Source organism: Sphingomonas sp. GW821-FHT03E12 (genome assembly GCF_059420685.1).
This window is the reverse complement of record NZ_JBWKUF010000002.1, coordinates 652,944-668,494: the sequence shown is the minus strand read 5'-3', so window position 1 is coordinate 668,494 and position 15,551 is coordinate 652,944. Positions and strand designations below refer to the sequence as shown.

Here is a 15,551-nt window from a genome sequence, read left to right as displayed (position 1 = left end):
ATGACTTCGAATGGAACGCGAAGCGGCATGCGGACCGCATTGGTCCTGATCGCCAAGAGGCTCGGGTCGGCGCTGCTGACGCTGCTGCTCGTGTCGATGGTGGTGTTCACGATCAGCTCGCTCCTGCCTGGCGACGCCGCGCAGGAGACGCTGGGCCAGAGCGCCACGCCCGAACAGGTCGCGGCGCTGCGCCACCAGCTCGGCCTCGATCAGCCTGCGCACCTGCGCTACCTCAACTGGCTGGGCGGCATGCTCGGCGGCAACCCCGGCCAGTCGATGGTCGCGAACATGCCGGTGAGCGAGGTGATCGCCGACCGGCTGCCCAATTCGCTGGTGCTCGCCGGGCTGACGGCGCTGGTGGCGGTACCGCTGGCGCTGTTCATCGGCATCTTCTCGGCCATGCACCGCGGCACCAAGGTCGATCGCGGGCTCAACATCGCGACGCTGTCGATGGTCGCGGTCCCCGAATTCCTCGTCGCGACGATCGCCGTGCTGATCTTCGCGGTGAAGCTGCGGCTGCTCCCCTCGATCACCCTGGTGTCCGAGGAAGCGAGCTGGGGCGAATTCCTGCGCTCCTATGCCATGCCGGTGATGACATTGGCCTTCGTCGTCGTGGCGCAGATGGCGCGGATGACGCGCGCCGCGGTAATCGCCCAGCTCAACCAACCCTATGTCGAAATGGCGATGCTCAAGGGCGTGCGGCCCGGCCGGATCGTGCTGACCCATGTGCTGCCCAATGCGATTGGCCCGATCGTCAACGCGATGGCGCTCAGCCTGTCCTACCTGCTCGGCGGCGCAATCATCGTCGAGACGATCTTCAACTATCCCGGGCTCGCCAGCCTGATGGTCAACGCCGTCACCAGCCGCGACATGCCGCTGCTTCAAGCCTGCGCGATGATCTTCTGCGCCGCCTATCTGCTGCTCGTGCTGATCGCCGACGTCGTCGCGATCCTCGCCAATCCGAGGCTGCGTAACCAATGAGCGACACCGCCGCCGCAACCCGCGCCACACGCGCAAGCCGATGGGCAGGCAGCCTGCCGCTCTCGGGCAAGATCGGGCTTGGCCTCGTCATCTTCTGGCTGCTGGCCGCCATCGTCGGCCCGATGCTGGCGCCCTACCCCGTCGGTGCCTTCGTCGCCTATGACGTGTTCGACGGCTTCAGCGCGGCGCACTGGCTGGGCAGCGACTATCTGGGCCGTGACGTGCTGAGCCGTCTGCTTTCGGGCGCACGCTATACCGTCGGCCTCGCGCTCGCCGCCGCGGTGCTCGCCAGCGTGACCGGCACCGGCCTTGCGCTGTTCGCGGCGGTCAGCGGACGCTGGGTGGACGAGGGGCTGTCGCGGTTGATGGACACGCTGATCTCGATCCCATCGAAGATCTTCGCGCTGGTGCTGGTCGCCGCCTTCGGCTCGTCGCTCGCGCTGCTGCTGCTCATCGCCGCGATCACCTATGTGCCCGGCAACTACCGCATCGCCCGCGCGCTCGCGGTCAACCTCAACGAGATGGACTATGTCCAGGTCGCGCGCACCCGTGGCGAGGGGCGCGCCTATATCGCGCGGACCGAAATCCTGCCCAACATGATCCACCCGATGCTCGCCGATTTCGGGCTCCGCTTCGTCTTCATCGTGCTGCTGCTGTCGGGGCTCAGCTTCCTCGGCCTGGGCGTCCAGCCGCCTGACGCCGATCTCGGCTCGCTGGTGCGTGAGAATATCTCGGGGCTGGGCGAAGGCGCGCCCGCGATCCTGATGCCCGCGCTCGCGATCGCGACGCTGACCGTCGGTGTGAACCTTTTGATCGACGCGCTGCCCGGCCGCAGCCGCCGCATCGCCGGGGAGGGCTGAGATGGCGGATCATGTCGAGGTCTCGGGACTCAAGGTCACGGCGCGCGACGCGGCGGGCGAGGAGTTCACCATCGTCAGCGATGTCGGCTTCTCGATCCCGCAGGGCGAGGTGCTGGCGCTGATCGGTGAGTCCGGGTCGGGCAAAACGACGATCGCGCTGACGCTGATGGGCTATGCGCGGATGGGCTGCCGGATCGCCGAAGGCAGCATCCGCGTCGGCGACACCGATATCCGCGCGCTCGACGAGCCGGGACTGGCAAAGCTGCGCGGCAACCGCATCGCCTATATCGCGCAGAGCGCGGCTGCGGCGTTCAACCCCTCGCGCACGATCATGGATCAGGTGATCGAGGCAGCGCTGATCCATAAGGTCATGCCGCGCGCCCAAGCCGAGGCAAAGGCGGTGGAGCTGTTCCGCGCGCTCGCCCTGCCCTTCCCCGACCGGATCGGCAGACGCTATCCGCACCAGCTTTCGGGCGGCCAACTCCAGCGGCTGATGGCGGCGATGGCGCTGATCACCGATCCCGAGCTGGTGATCCTCGACGAGCCGACGACCGCGCTCGACGTCACCACCCAGATCGAGGTGCTGCGCGCCTTCAAGAAGGTGGTGAAGGAACGCGGCGCGACCGCGGTCTATGTCTCGCATGACCTGGCGGTCGTGGCGCAGATGGCCGATCGGATCGTGGTGCTGAACCAGGGCAGGATCCGCGAGACGGGCGCGACCGACACGGTGCTCTACGCACCGCGGGACGAGTACACCAAGACGTTGATGGCTGCAGCGCGGCCCGCCGAACGGCCCGGCGCGGATGCGGTCTCAGCCGAAACGCCGTTGCTCGAAATCCGCGGCCTCACCGCCGGCTATGGCCCGCGCGATGCAGACGGCATGCCGCGCATCCCGATCCTGAAGGACATCGACCTGTCGATCGCGCACGGTGCGACCCTGGGCGTGATCGGCGAATCCGGCTCGGGCAAATCGACCCTCGCCCGCGTGGTGGCCGGTCTGCTCCAGCCCGCGCGCGGCGCCGTGACGTTCGACGGCGCGCCGCTGCCGCCGACGCTGGCGACCCGCAGCCGCGACCAGTTCCGCCGCATCCAGCTCGTCTTCCAGAATGCCGACACCGCGCTCAACCCGGCGCACAGCGTCGGGCGCATCCTTGGCCGCCCGCTCGAATTCTATCACGGGCTGAAGGGCGTGGCGCAGGCGAAGCGCGTCGCCGAGCTGCTCGATCTGATCCGCCTGCCGGCGCATCTGGCCGAACGTCAGTGCGGTGAGCTTTCAGGCGGACAGAAGCAGCGCATCAACCTTGCCCGCGCGCTCGCCGCCGAGCCCGACCTGATCCTGTGCGACGAAGTGACCTCGGCGCTCGATACGGTGGTGGGCGCCGCAATCCTCGAGCTGATGGCGGACCTGCGCCGCGAGCTCAACCTCTCCTACATGTTCATCAGCCACGACATCTCGACCGTGCGCGCGATCTGCGACGATATCGTCGTGCTCTATTCGGGGCGTCAGGTGGAGCTGGGCGCGAAGAGCGGTTTCCGCGCCGCGCCCTATCATCCCTATACCGATCTGCTCATCTCCTCGGTCCCCGAAATGCGGCGCGGCTGGCTGGAGAGCGCGGGTTCGCCCGGCGCGCTGCCGATGATCGACCTGGTGAGCGGCGCGGACGCCGAGCTGTGCACCTTCCTCCCGCGCTGTCCGGTCCGGATCAACGGTGTCTGCAACACACGCACCCCACCGCGCCACGCGCTTCAAAAGGGCAATCAAGTTCTGTGTCACCACGAGGAGGCCGCGCTGCTTCACCTGCACGCCGACAAGATGAAGGAAGCCGTCTGATGCCGGGACGCTTCGTCAGGCTCGCCGAGACCGCGCGGCCGGAAATCACCATCCATGTTGACGGTGTGCCGGTGCAGGCGCTGGAGGGCGACACGCTGATGGTCGCGATGCTCGACTCGGGCACGACGCTGCGCACCTCCGAATTCGGCGACGGCAAGCGCGCGGGCTTTTGCCTGATGGGCGCGTGCCAGGATTGCTGGGTTTGGACCGAGGAAGGCGGGCGCCTGCGCGCCTGTTCCACCCAGCTTGCCGACGGCATGCGGATCAGTACCAGCCAGCCGGAGGCGACATGGCCGAACCTCGCATAGTCGTCGTCGGCGCGGGTCCGGCGGGCGTACGCGCGGCCGAGGCGCTGGTCGCCGCCGGCATCCGGCCCATCGTGATCGACGAAGGGCGGCGCGCCGGCGGGCAGATCTACCGCCGCCAGCCCGAGAACTTCACGCGTTCCTACGAAACGCTCTACGGCACCGAAGCCGGGCGCGCCGAAGCGCTGCACACCCGCTTCGATGCGCTCAAGCCGCACATCGACTATTTCCCCGAAACGCTCGTCTGGAACATCGCCGACCGGCAAGTGTGGACGGCATCGGGCACGAAACAGCAGACGATTGCCTTCGACGCGCTGATCCTGTGCACCGGCGCGACCGACCGGCTGATGCCGGTCAAGGGCTGGCACCAGGCCGGCACCTACAGCCTGGGCGGCGCGCAGGTCGCGCTCAAGTCGCAAGGCTGTGCGATCGGCAGCCGCATCGTCTTCATGGGCAGCGGCGCGCTGCTCTACCTCGTCGCGACGCAATATGTGAAGGCCGGCGCGAATGTCGCGGCGGTGCTCGACACCTCGCGCTTCGCGAGCCGCATCCGGGCGCTTCCCCGCCTGCTCGCCCAGCCCGCGATACTCTGGAACGGCGTCGCACTGACCCTGGCGCTCAAGCGCGCCGGCGTGGAAGTGCATAGCGGCATCGACCCCGTCGAGATCGAGGGCAGCGCAAATCAGGGCGTCAGCGCGATCGCGTTCGACACCGCCAGCGGCGAGCGCCGGACCATCGCCTGCGACGCGGTTGCGCTCGGCTATCATCTGCGGCCGGAAACCCAGCTCGCCGATCTGGCGCGGTGCGAATTCGCCTTTGATGCCGCCACCCGGCAATGGCTGCCGGTGCGCGACGGCGATGGCCGCAGCTCGGTGGCTGGTGTCTATCTGGCGGGCGACGGCGCGAAGATCCTCGGCGCACGCTCGGCCGAAGCCAGCGGCAGGCTCGCCAGCCTCGCCGCGCTGGCCGACCGGGGCCTGCCCGTGGACCTCGGCGAGATGACTGCGCTGCGTGGCGCGGTCGCTGGCTATGCGCGCTTTGCCTCGGGGCTGGCACAGGCGTTTCCCTGGCCCGCAGCGCAAGCCGCCAACCTGTCCAACGATACCATCGTCTGCCGCTGCGAGGCGATCAGCGCCGGGGAGCTGCGTGCGATTGTCGCCCAGACCGGGGCGCACGAGGCCAACCGTGCCAAGGCATTCAGCCGCGTCGGCATGGGCCGTTGCCAGGGACGCTATTGCGGTCATGCCGCTGCCGAGGTGATCGCGGCCTGCGCGGACATCCCGGTCGAGCAGGTCGGGCGGCTGCGCGGGCAGGCGCCGGTCAAGCCGCTCCCCATCGCGATCGGGGAGGAAGCGGAATGAGCCGGGTAGAAAATACCAGCGACGTGGTGATCGTCGGCGGCGGGCTGATGGGAACCTCCACCGCGCTGTTCCTGCGGCAGCGCGGGGTGTCGGTGACGTTGCTCGAAACCGACCTGATCGGACGGCAGGCGAGCGGCACCAATTTCGGCAATGTCCGCCGTCAGGGCCGCCCGATCAGCCAGCTCCCGCTCGCCAACCGCGCGATCGAGATCTGGCGCAAGTCGAAGGAGCTGCTCGGCAGCGACATCGAATATCTCCAGTCGGGCCATATCCGCGTCTGCTATCGCGAGCGGCCCGAGCTTCAGGGCCAGATGGAGCAATATGCCGAGGAGGCGCGGCATACCGGGCTCGACCTCGAGATGCTGACCGGCAACGCCCTGCGCGCGCGCTTTCCCTTCTTCGGGCCGGACGTGCTCGCCGGTTCCTATTCGGCGATGGACGGCCATGCCAATCCGCGGCTCGTCGCCCCCGCCTTTGCCCGCGCAGCGCGCCGACTGGGCGCAGTGATCCACGAGAATACGCGGATCGTGAACGCAGAGAAAATCGGCGAGGATTTTCGCGTCACCGCCGAAGATGGCCGCGTCTTCCGCGCGCCGGTCCTGCTCATCACCGCGGGCGCGTGGGGCAATGCGCTGTCCGCACAGTTCGGCGAACCGGTGCCGATCGTCGCGCGCGGTCCCAACATGTCGGTCACCGAGCCCGTGCCCTATGCCATCGCGCCCGCGGTCGGCGTGATGACGCCGCTGGAAGAGGAGACCGTCTATTTCCGCCAGGTCGCGCGCGGCAACATCGTGCTGGGGGGCAGCACGCGCGGGCCATCCTACCCCGACGATTATCGTTCCTATGTCCTCCCCCAGAATACGCTGAGCCAGTTGAAGCAGATCCGCCGCCTCGCTCCTGCGCTGGCGAATCTCAACATCATCCGCGTCTGGTCGGGGATCGAGGGCTATATGCCCGACAGCCTTCCCGTGATGGGGCCCAGCGCTGCGCAGAGCGGGCTTTTCTACGCCTTCGGCTTTTCGGGATCGGGCTTCCAGATCGGCCCGGGCGTGGGCGCGACAATGGCCGAGCTGATCGGCGCAGGCGCGACCGATATTCCGATCGACGGCTATTCGATCGCGCGGTTCGCGGGCGCCTGAGGCCCCGGCCTTCGCCGGGGCTTCGCGCACCTTCAGAACTCGATCAGCGCGGTCTTGGTCTTGAGGTTCGCCTGATAGGCTTCGCGGCCCAGATCCTTGCCGATACCCGACTGTTTATAGCCGCCGGTCGGCAGGATGAAGTCGTTGCTGCGGCCATAGCGGTTGACCCACACCGTGCCCGCCTCCAGCGCACGGGTCGCCCGCAGCGCGCGTGCGACGTCGCCCGTATGGACGCCCGCGGCCAGGCCATAATGGCTGTCGTTCGCCATCGCATAGGCTTCCGCCTCGTCGGTGAAGGTCTGCACCGTCAGCACCGGACCGAAAATCTCGTCACGCACCGCCTCGGTCTCGCGCGTCACCCGGGCGAGCAGCGTCGGCTGATAATAGCCGCCATCCTGCGGGGCAGCGGCGCGGCCCGCGCCGGTCAGCGCTTCGGCGCCCCCGGCGATGCTGCGCTGGACCATGCCGTCGATCCGCTCGAGCTCCCGTTCGGAGATGATCGGCCCCATCGTCGTATCAGTCCGCCAGGTCGGCCCCGGCCGGTGCGCCTCGAACGCGCCAATGATCCGCTCGATCACCTGATCGGCGACCTTTTCCTCGACGAGCAGCCGCGATCCCGCGACGCAGACCTGTCCGGAATTGAGCGTGATCGCGCGCGCGACGATCGCCGCGGTCTTGTCGATGTCGCTCGCGTCGGCAAACACCAGCTGCGGGCTCTTGCCACCCAGCTCCAGCGTCACCGGCTTGGGCCCGCTCTGCGCGCAGGCCGCCATGATCGCCGCGCCGGTGCGGGTGGAGCCGGTGAACGTCACCTTCGACACGCGCGGGTGGCGGCACAGCGGATCGCCGACATGGCGCCCGTCGCCCTGCACGATGTTGAACACGCCCGCGGGCAGCCCCGCCTCGATCGCCAGCTCCGCCAGCCGCACGACGCTGAACGGCGTCATTTCGGATGGCTTGAGCACCACCGAATTGCCCGCCGCGATCGCGGGGGCGATCTTCCACGCCGCCATCACCAGCGGCAGATTCCACGGCGAGATCGCCGCGACCACGCCATAGGGTTCGGTAATGGTGAGGCCCAGCTTGTCGGGCGTCGTTGCCGCGACCTCGCCGCCGATCTTATCGGCGAACTCGGCGAAGAAGCGGATGCACTCGGCGGTGTAGCTGATGTCCCAGCCACGCAGCTCGCCGATCGTGCGGGTCGACCCCGCCGCTTCGAGCGGAGCCAGATAGTCGATATCGGCCTCCACCAGATCGGCCCAGCGCCGCAATACGCGCATCCGCCCGCGCGGATCGGTCTGCGCCCAGCCGCTGGTACGGAAGGCATGCCAGGCGCTTGTCACTGCATCCTCGAGCTGCTCGGGCGTCACGGTATCGAGATCGCGGTAGATATGCCCGTCCGACGGTCGGCGGACCGCAAGCCCGTCGCCCTGCCCGGCCACCAGCTGCCCGTCGATGAAGTTCGCGTGGCCGATCCGCACGCTATCGGGGTCAAATCCGTTCATTGCCGCCGTCCAAATCGAGAAAACCCGCATGAACTATAGGTCTCGGCGGCCGGCATTTGGCGGGGCCAGGCGGGAAGCGTGCGCAATAATCTTCCGAATTGCCGCCGAAGCCAGCAGCCAATGCCAGCACGCCCCACATAAGGTACCACCATGGAGCCCATAACAGACCGCAAGTACGGCGCGCGGATCATAAGGGTCGCAGCCGGTAAGGAGGCAGGTTGATGGAAGCTGGAACGAAGCCCTTGGTGCGCCTGCGCGCAATGACGGCGGAGGATCTGCCCGCGGCACGCGAGCTTTCCCGCGAACAGAACTGGCCGCATCGCAGCGCCGATTGGGCGTTCCTGTTCGACATCGGCCAGGGCATCGTCGCCGAGAGCGACGGCGTGGTCGTGGGTACCGCGATGTGCTGGATCTATGAAGGCGCCGCGACGATCGGCATGGTGATCGTCTCCCCCGCCTGTCAGGGCCAGGGGATCGGGCGGCGCATGATGGACAGCCTGCTCGAAACGCTGGGCGACCGCACGGTGATGCTCCACGCCACCGATGAGGGGCTGTCGCTCTACAAGAGCCTCGGCTTCGTGCCGTTGGGTCAGGTGTTCCAGCATCAGGGCGCCGTCTTTGCGGTGCCGATTCCCGAATTGCAGGCCGAGGAGCGCGTCCGCCCGATGGGCTCGCGCGACGTGGACGCCGCCTGCGATCTCGACCGGCAGGCGACCGGCATGCAGCGCGATCGCGTGATCGCCACGCTGTGCGACGTCTCGCAGGGCGTGGTCCTTGCGCGCGCCAACGAACCGGCGGGCTTCGCGCTGTTCCGGCGCTTCGGGCGCGGCTATGTGATCGGGCCGACCATCGCCCCCGACATCGACGGGGCAAAGGCGCTGATCTCGCATTGGCTGGGCTCCAACGCCGGCATGTTCTGCCGCCTCGACGTCGCCGACGACAGCGGCCTTTCGGTCTGGCTCGACGAGCTCGGCCTGCCCTGCGTCGGCCGGGTCACGCGGATGGTGCGCGGCGAGCCGCTCGCCGTCACCGGGCCGGGCCAGACCTATTCGCTGATCAACCAGGCGCTGCGCTGAATCATGCTCGACCTCGCCGATCCGTCGCTCCTCTGCGAACATGTCTTCATTGCCGGGGAATGGCGCCCGGCGGCGGCCGGCCGGACACTCGCCGTCGATGACCCGGCAACGGGCGCCGTCATCGGTACCATCCCCGATTGCGACGCCGCTGACACCCGCGCGGCGATCGAGGCAGCGGAAGCGGCTTTCGGCCCGTGGCGCGCAAGGACGGCGGGCGAGCGTGCCGCACTGCTCGAACGCTGGCATGCGCTGGTACTCGAAAACGTCGCCGATCTTGGCCGGATCATGACCGCCGAGCAGGGCAAGCCGATCGCCGAGGCCGAAGGCGAAATCCGCTATGCCGCGACCTTCATCAAATGGTTCGCCGAGGAAGCGCGCCGGATCAGCGGGCATGACATCCCCGCGCCCGAGGCCAATCGCCGCGTCTTCGTGACCAAGGAGCCGATCGGCGTTTCCGCGGCGATCACGCCCTGGAACTTCCCCGCGGCGATGATCACGCGCAAATGCGCCCCCGCGCTGGCCGCTGGTTGCCCGGTGGTGGTCAAGCCGTCGGAGCTCACCCCCTTCACCGCGCTCGCGCTGGTCAGGCTCGCCGAGCGCGCGGGCTTTCCCGCCGGGGTGATCAATATCGTGACCGGCCTGCCCCAGGCGATCGGCGGCGAGCTGACTGCCAATCCGATCGTGCGCAAGCTGTCCTTCACCGGATCGACCCGCGTCGGCGCGCTGTTGATGCGGCAGAGCGCCGACACGATCAAGCGGCTGAGCCTTGAGCTTGGCGGCAATGCGCCGCTGATCGTCTTCGACGACGCCGATCTCGACGTCGCGGTCGCGAGCGCGATGGCGAGCAAGTTCCGCAACGCCGGCCAGACCTGTGTCTGCGCCAACCGCATCCTGGTCCAGGACGGCGTCTACGACGCGTTCGCGGCACGGCTGGCCAAGGCGGTCACGGCGCTCCATGTCGGTCCCGGCAATGCCGCCGGCGTGACCACCGGTCCGCTGATCAATGCCGCCGCGGTCGAGAAGGTCCACGCGCATCTCGATGACGCGCTTGCGCTCGGCGCCACCGCCTATGCGGCCGCCGAAAGCACGATGGACCCGGGCCGTTTCGTCGCGCCGGTCGTGCTCACCGGTGCCACCTCCCGGATGCGCCTCGCTTCGGAAGAGACGTTCGGCCCCGTCGCGCCGCTGTTCCGTTTCCGCTACGAGCAGGAGGGCATCGAGCTCGCCAACGACACCCCGTTCGGGCTCGCCAGCTATTTCTACACCGAGGACCTCCACCGCGCCTTTCGCGTCGCCGAGCAGCTGGAGGCGGGCATGGTCGCGCTCAACACCGGCTCGATCGCGATGGAAATGGCACCGTTCGGCGGCATCAAGCAATCGGGCCTGGGCCGCGAAGGCGGGCGCGAGGGCATCGAGGAATATCTCGAACCCAAGGCTTTCCATATCGGCGGCCTCAAACTCTAGGAAAGATCAGGCATGAGCGAGAGCAACCGGCGCTACAGGATCGCCGTAATCCCCGGCGACGGCATCGGCACCGAAGTGATGCCCGAAGGCGTGCGGGTGCTGGAACGCGCCGCCGCGCTCTATGGCTTCGAGGTCGAGCAGCAATGGCATGATTTCGCCTGCTGCGACTATTACACCAGGCACGGCCGGATGATGCCGGAGGACTGGAAGGAGCAGATCGGCACTCCCGATGCGATCTTCTTCGGCGCGGTCGGCTGGCCCGATACCGTGCCCGATCACGTCTCGCTCTGGGGATCGCTGCTCCAGTTCCGTCGCGAATACGACCAATATGTCAATCTCCGCCCGGTCCGGCTGATGCCCGGCGTGCCCTGCCCGCTCGCCGGCCGCGAGCCGGGGGACATCGACTTCTGGGTGGTGCGCGAGAATACCGAAGGCGAGTATTCGGCGGTCGGCGGGCGCATGTTCCCCGGCACCGAACGCGAAGTGGTGATGCAGGAAACGGTGATGACCCGCTTCGGCGTCGACCGCGTGCTGCGATACGCCTTCGATCTCGCCGACAGCCGCGGCGCCAGGCACCTCACCTCCGCCACCAAGTCCAACGGCATCGCGATCACCATGCCCTTCTGGGACGAGCGGGTGGAGGCGATGGCACAGAATTATCCGAACGTCCGCACCGACAAATATCATATCGACATCCTGACCGCGCAGTTCGTGCTGAACCCCGACCGCTTCGACGTGGTCGTTGCCTCCAATCTGTTCGGGGACATCCTGTCGGACCTGGGGCCCGCCTGCACCGGCACGATCGGCGTCGCGCCATCGGGCAACATCAACCCCGACCGCACTGCGCCTTCGCTGTTCGAGCCGGTCCATGGCTCGGCGCCGGATATCGCGGGCAAGGGCATCGCCAATCCTGTCGGCCAGATCTGGTCGGCTGCAATGATGCTCGAGCATCTGGGCGAGAAGCCCGCGGCGGATGCGATCATGCGCGCGATCGAGACGGTGCTTGCCGAACCGGGCCTGCGCACCGGCGACCTCAAAGGCAAGGCGGACACCGCAACCTGCGGCAAGGCAATCGCCGAGGCGCTTTCCTGATCGAAGCATAATATGCCGCACCGGCCCGCAAAAAGGGCCGGTGTGATCTGACAGGCGGCGGAACTCGGTGCTACCCGCCGCGGCATCTTCATTAGCCTCGGCCTCATAACACAGATGGCGAGTATGAGTCCGATGCTGAAGCCCAACCGCACCCTGCTGGACATTGACCGGGATCATTTGATCCACCCGGTCACGTCGTTCCGCGCGCATGAGGCGCGCGGTGCGACCCTGCTCCAAAGCGGCAAGGGCATGTGGCTGACCGACATGGACGGGCGCGAAGTGCTCGACGCCTTTGCCGGACTATGGTGCGTCAATGTCGGCTATGGGCATGAGAGCATCGTCGAGGCCGCGGCCGAGCAGATGCGCCGCCTGCCCTATGCGACCGGCTATTTCCATTTCGGCAGCGAGCCGGCGGTCAAGCTCGCCGAAAAGCTCGTCGAGCTGAGCCCCGCGGGCCTCGATCATGTCTATTTCACGCTCGGCGGATCGGACGCGGTGGATTCCGCGATCCGCTACATCGTCCATTATTTCAACGCGATAGGTCAGCCCGAGAAGAAGCATTTCATCGCGCTGGAGCGCGGCTATCATGGGTCGAGCACAACCGGCGCGGGGCTGACCGCGATCCCCGCCTTCCACCGCAATTTCGACCTGCCGCGGCCGTGGCAGCATCACATCGCTTCACCCTATCCCTATCGGAGCCCTGTCGGCGACGATCCCGAGACGGTGATTGCTGCGTCGGTCGCCGCACTCAAGGCCAAGGTTGCCGAGCTCGGCGCCGACACGGTCGCGGCCTTTTTCTGCGAACCGATTCAGGGGTCGGGCGGCGTCATCGTGCCGCCCAGGGGCTGGCTCAAGGCGATGCGCGACGCGTGCACCGAACTCGGCATCCTGTTCGTCGCGGACGAGGTGATCACCGGCTTCGGACGCACCGGCCCGCTGTTCGCGTGCGAGGATGAAGGCGTTTCGCCCGACCTCATGACCGTCGCCAAGGGGCTGACGGCGGGTTACGCGCCGATGGGCGCGGTGCTGATGTCCGACGCGATCTATCAGGGCATTGCCGACGGTGCGGCCGCCGATCTGCCGATCGGCCACGGCTTTACCTATTCGGGACACCCGGTCAGCGCGGCGGTGGGGCTGGAAGTGTTGCGCCTCTATACCGAGGGCGGAATCCTCGCCAACGGGCGAAAGACCGGGGAGCGGTTTGCAGCGGGGCTGGCTGCGATCGCCGACCATCCGATGGTCGGCGATACGCGCGGGCGCGGGATGCTGGGCGCGATCGAACTCGTCGCGGACAAGGCGGCGAAGACGCGCTTCGATCCCGCGCTCCGCCTGCCTGACCGGCTGTTCGCGCGGGGTTATCAGAACGGCGTGATCTTCCGCGCGTTCGGCGACAACATCATCGGCCTGGCGCCCGCATTATGTTGTAACGACAATGAAATGGACCTAATCTTCGCGCGTATCCGCAAGACTCTCGACGAGCTGCTCGGCGAGGCGGATATCCGGGCAGCGGTCGCATGATCGAGGAAGCGATGGGCGCATGATAACGGGTCCCAAGCTTGACCGGATCGATCTCAAGATCCTGGCGCAGCTCCAGCAGAGCGGGCGCATCACCAATGTCGAGCTTGCCGACGCCGTCGGCCTGTCGCCCAGCCCCTGCCTCACCCGCGTCAAGCGCCTCGAAAAGGCGGGTTACATCATCGGCTATGGTGCGCAGATCAACCTGCACAAGCTCGGTGAATTCCTGACCGTCTTCACCGAAGTCACGCTTTCCGAGCATCGCAGCGGCGACTTTTCGCGCTTCGAAACCCGCATCCGCAAGATCGACGAGATCGTCGAATGCCACCTCGTCAGCGGCGGCTATGACTATCTGCTGAAATTCATCACCCGCGGCGTCGCGCACTATCAGTCGATCATCGAGGCGATGCTGGAGGGCGATTACGGCATCGAGAAATATTTCAGCTACGTCGTCATCAAATCGCCCTTCATCAAGCATCACTATCCGATTCAGGGCGTGTTCGGCGAACAGAAGCACTGAATTCGGGCGGAGCCGAGCCATGTCCACACCCGCCGCCGAAATCGACGATCTGCTGGCGCCGCTGATCGCCTTCCGCCGCGACCTGCACGCGCATCCCGAACTGGGTTTTGCCGAGCATCGCACCGCCGCCAATATCGCCGATGCGCTGCGCGAGCTGGGGCTTGAGGTGCATACCGGAATCGGCGGCACCGGCGTGGTCGGCGTGCTGAAGGCGGGAAGCTCGGACCGTGCGATCGGCCTGCGCGCAGACATGGACGCGCTCCCTATCCACGAGCAGACTGGCCTGCCGCACGCCAGCTGCAACCCCGGCGTGTTCCACGGCTGCGGGCATGACGGGCATGTCGCGATGCTGCTGGGCGCGGTGCGGCATCTGGCACGCACCCGGCGGTTCGACGGCACGGTCAATTTCTTCTTCCAGCCCGCCGAGGAAGGGCTGGGCGGCGCCCGCGAGATGGTCAAGGACGGGCTGTTCGAACGCTTCCCGTGCAGCCGCGTCTTCGCATTCCACAACTGGCCCGATCTGCCCGCCGGCACCGTCGCGACCCGGCCCGGCCCGATCATGGCCGCCGCCGACAAGTTCGAGATCGTGCTGGAGGGGCGCGGCGGCCATGCCGCGATCCCCCATGACACCCCCGATGCGATTCTCGCCGCAAGCAATCTGGTGGCACAGCTCAACACCATCATCGCGCGGCGCATCCCGCCCATGTCCTCCGCCGTGCTGTCGGTGACCCAGATCGCGGGCGGTCATGCGCACAATGTGATCCCCGCCACGGTCACGGTCGGCGGCACGGTGCGCAGCTTCGACCCCGCGGTACAGGACAGCATCGAGGCAGCGCTGCGCCAGATCGTCGAAGGCGTCGCGCTCGCCAGCGGCACCCGCGCGACCATCGCCTATGACCGCTATTATCCCGCGACGATCAACGATGCCGATGCCGCGGCCGAGGCACTCGATATCGCCGCCACTGTAACCCGCGCCGAGCTGGCGCCCGAGCCGGCCTTCACCTCGGAAGACTTCGCCTTCATGCTGCAAGCGTGCAAAGGCGCCTATCTCTGGCTCGGCCAGGGCACGGGCGGCACGCATGTGCCGCTGCACCACCCCCGTTACGACTTCAACGACGATATCATGGGAACCGGCATCCGCCTGCATGCCGCGCTTGCAGAGCGGCTCCTGTCCGCCTGAACTTCAGAAGCTCGCGGAAAAGCCGACCACGAAATCCGTCACCGCGACATTGTCGCCCACATCGCGCGCGATCCGCCTTGTCTCGCCCAGCAGCCGCGCGTGCGAGACACCGATATAGGGTGCAAAGGGCTTGGCGAGCTCATAGCGCAGCCGCAGCCCGAACTCGGCCTCGGTAAGGCCCGATCCCAGTCCCTGAACGGGCACGTCCTGCGCCGCGAAACTCAAAGCCGCGAGCGGCTGCACGGTCAGCTTGGGCACCATTTCCCATTCGTGGACGGCCTTGATCTCGCCGGTCAGATCCCCGTCCTCCGACAGAAAGGTATAGACCTCCGCCGCAAGCCCGGGCAGCGGCGTCCCCTCCACCCCTGCAACCGCATAGGTTGCATGGGGCGAGGGGCGGAATTCGTGGCGCACCCCGCCCAGCAGCACGACATTGGCGCCGATCGCGTGCGACCAGAGCAGTTGGGCGTCGATGCTATCGATCCGCCGGCCCACCTCGCCTCCTGCATCGACCTTCACTACGACGCGATCGGTATCACCGCCCCAGGAGGCGTTGCTTTCGACGACGATGCTGTGGTCGCCCTTGTGGAAACGATATTCGGCCAGATCGAAGTTGAGCTCGGCCCAGCGCCCGTCCGCCCGCGGTGCTTCGGCATGGGCTGAGCCGACAGCGACCAGCGCGGATACCAAGGCTAGAATGATCGCGCTCCGGACGTGCATCT

The 15,551-nt window shown here is 67.3% G+C and carries 14 protein-coding genes; 12 read left to right on the top strand and 2 right to left on the bottom strand.

What is annotated here, in order from left to right; genetic code table 11:
* Positions 1-27 precede the first annotated feature (27 nt).
* Genes AC07TU_RS08730 through AC07TU_RS08705 form a run of 6 tightly spaced genes read left to right on the top strand, consistent with a single transcriptional unit; the run spans position 28 to position 6,477 of the window.
* Positions 28-981, top strand: a complete 954-nt coding sequence (locus AC07TU_RS08730) for an ABC transporter permease (RefSeq protein ID WP_495187510.1) — start codon at positions 28-30, stop codon at positions 979-981.
* Positions 978-1,841: an ABC transporter permease gene (locus AC07TU_RS08725; RefSeq protein WP_495187509.1), complete on the top strand. Its 864-nt coding sequence runs from the start codon at positions 978-980 to the stop codon at positions 1,839-1,841. The genes AC07TU_RS08730 and AC07TU_RS08725 overlap by 4 nt, the downstream gene beginning before the upstream one ends.
* Position 1,842: 1 nt before the next feature.
* On the top strand, positions 1,843-3,672 hold the full coding sequence (locus tag AC07TU_RS08720; protein ID WP_495187508.1) for an ABC transporter ATP-binding protein: 1,830 nt from the start codon (positions 1,843-1,845) through the stop codon (positions 3,670-3,672).
* The gene (locus AC07TU_RS08715; protein ID WP_495187507.1) at positions 3,672-3,980 is read left to right on the top strand and encodes a (2Fe-2S)-binding protein; all 309 of its coding nucleotides are present in this window, start codon (positions 3,672-3,674) and stop codon (positions 3,978-3,980) included. Before AC07TU_RS08720 ends, AC07TU_RS08715 begins: the two co-directional genes overlap by 1 nt.
* A complete protein-coding gene (locus AC07TU_RS08710) occupies positions 3,962-5,338 on the top strand; it encodes an FAD/NAD(P)-dependent oxidoreductase (protein ID WP_495187506.1) in 1,377 nt (458 codons plus the stop codon). Before AC07TU_RS08715 ends, AC07TU_RS08710 begins: the two co-directional genes overlap by 19 nt.
* Positions 5,335-6,477 (top strand): NAD(P)/FAD-dependent oxidoreductase, encoded by a 1,143-nt coding sequence (locus AC07TU_RS08705; protein WP_495187505.1) that lies wholly within the window; start codon positions 5,335-5,337, stop codon positions 6,475-6,477. Before AC07TU_RS08710 ends, AC07TU_RS08705 begins: the two co-directional genes overlap by 4 nt.
* A 32-nt stretch (positions 6,478-6,509) precedes the next feature.
* Here AC07TU_RS08705 and AC07TU_RS08700 read toward each other — a convergent pair whose 3' ends face one another.
* Positions 6,510-7,982, bottom strand: coding sequence for an aldehyde dehydrogenase family protein (locus AC07TU_RS08700; RefSeq protein ID WP_495187504.1), 1,473 nt, complete (start codon positions 7,980-7,982; stop codon positions 6,510-6,512).
* Positions 7,983-8,203: 221 nt separating this feature from the next.
* Here AC07TU_RS08700 and AC07TU_RS08695 point away from each other — a divergent pair, with 221 nt between their 5' ends.
* From AC07TU_RS08695 to AC07TU_RS08670, 6 genes are all read left to right on the top strand, one after another.
* Positions 8,204-9,058, top strand: coding sequence for a GNAT family N-acetyltransferase (locus tag AC07TU_RS08695; protein WP_495187503.1), 855 nt, complete (start codon positions 8,204-8,206; stop codon positions 9,056-9,058).
* Entirely contained in the window at positions 9,059-10,522 is a 1,464-nt protein-coding gene (locus tag AC07TU_RS08690; RefSeq protein WP_495187673.1) for an NAD-dependent succinate-semialdehyde dehydrogenase, read from the top strand.
* Positions 10,523-10,534: 12 nt separating this feature from the next.
* Complete coding sequence (locus tag AC07TU_RS08685; RefSeq protein WP_495187502.1) at positions 10,535-11,614, top strand: tartrate dehydrogenase; 1,080 nt, start codon at positions 10,535-10,537, stop codon at positions 11,612-11,614.
* Between the two features lie 132 nt (positions 11,615-11,746).
* Positions 11,747-13,132, top strand: a complete 1,386-nt coding sequence (locus AC07TU_RS08680; protein ID WP_495187672.1) for an aspartate aminotransferase family protein — start codon at positions 11,747-11,749, stop codon at positions 13,130-13,132.
* Positions 13,133-13,151: 19 nt separating this feature from the next.
* Positions 13,152-13,649 (top strand): Lrp/AsnC family transcriptional regulator, encoded by a 498-nt coding sequence (locus AC07TU_RS08675; protein WP_495187501.1) that lies wholly within the window; start codon positions 13,152-13,154, stop codon positions 13,647-13,649.
* Between the two features lie 19 nt (positions 13,650-13,668).
* Positions 13,669-14,829: a M20 aminoacylase family protein gene (locus tag AC07TU_RS08670; RefSeq protein WP_495187500.1), complete on the top strand. Its 1,161-nt coding sequence runs from the start codon at positions 13,669-13,671 to the stop codon at positions 14,827-14,829.
* Between the two features lie 3 nt (positions 14,830-14,832).
* On the opposite strand, the gene AC07TU_RS08665 is transcribed toward AC07TU_RS08670, so the two are convergent.
* Positions 14,833-15,549: a copper resistance protein B gene (locus tag AC07TU_RS08665; protein ID WP_495187499.1), complete on the bottom strand. Its 717-nt coding sequence runs from the start codon at positions 15,547-15,549 to the stop codon at positions 14,833-14,835.
* Between the last annotated feature and the right edge of the window lie 2 nt (positions 15,550-15,551).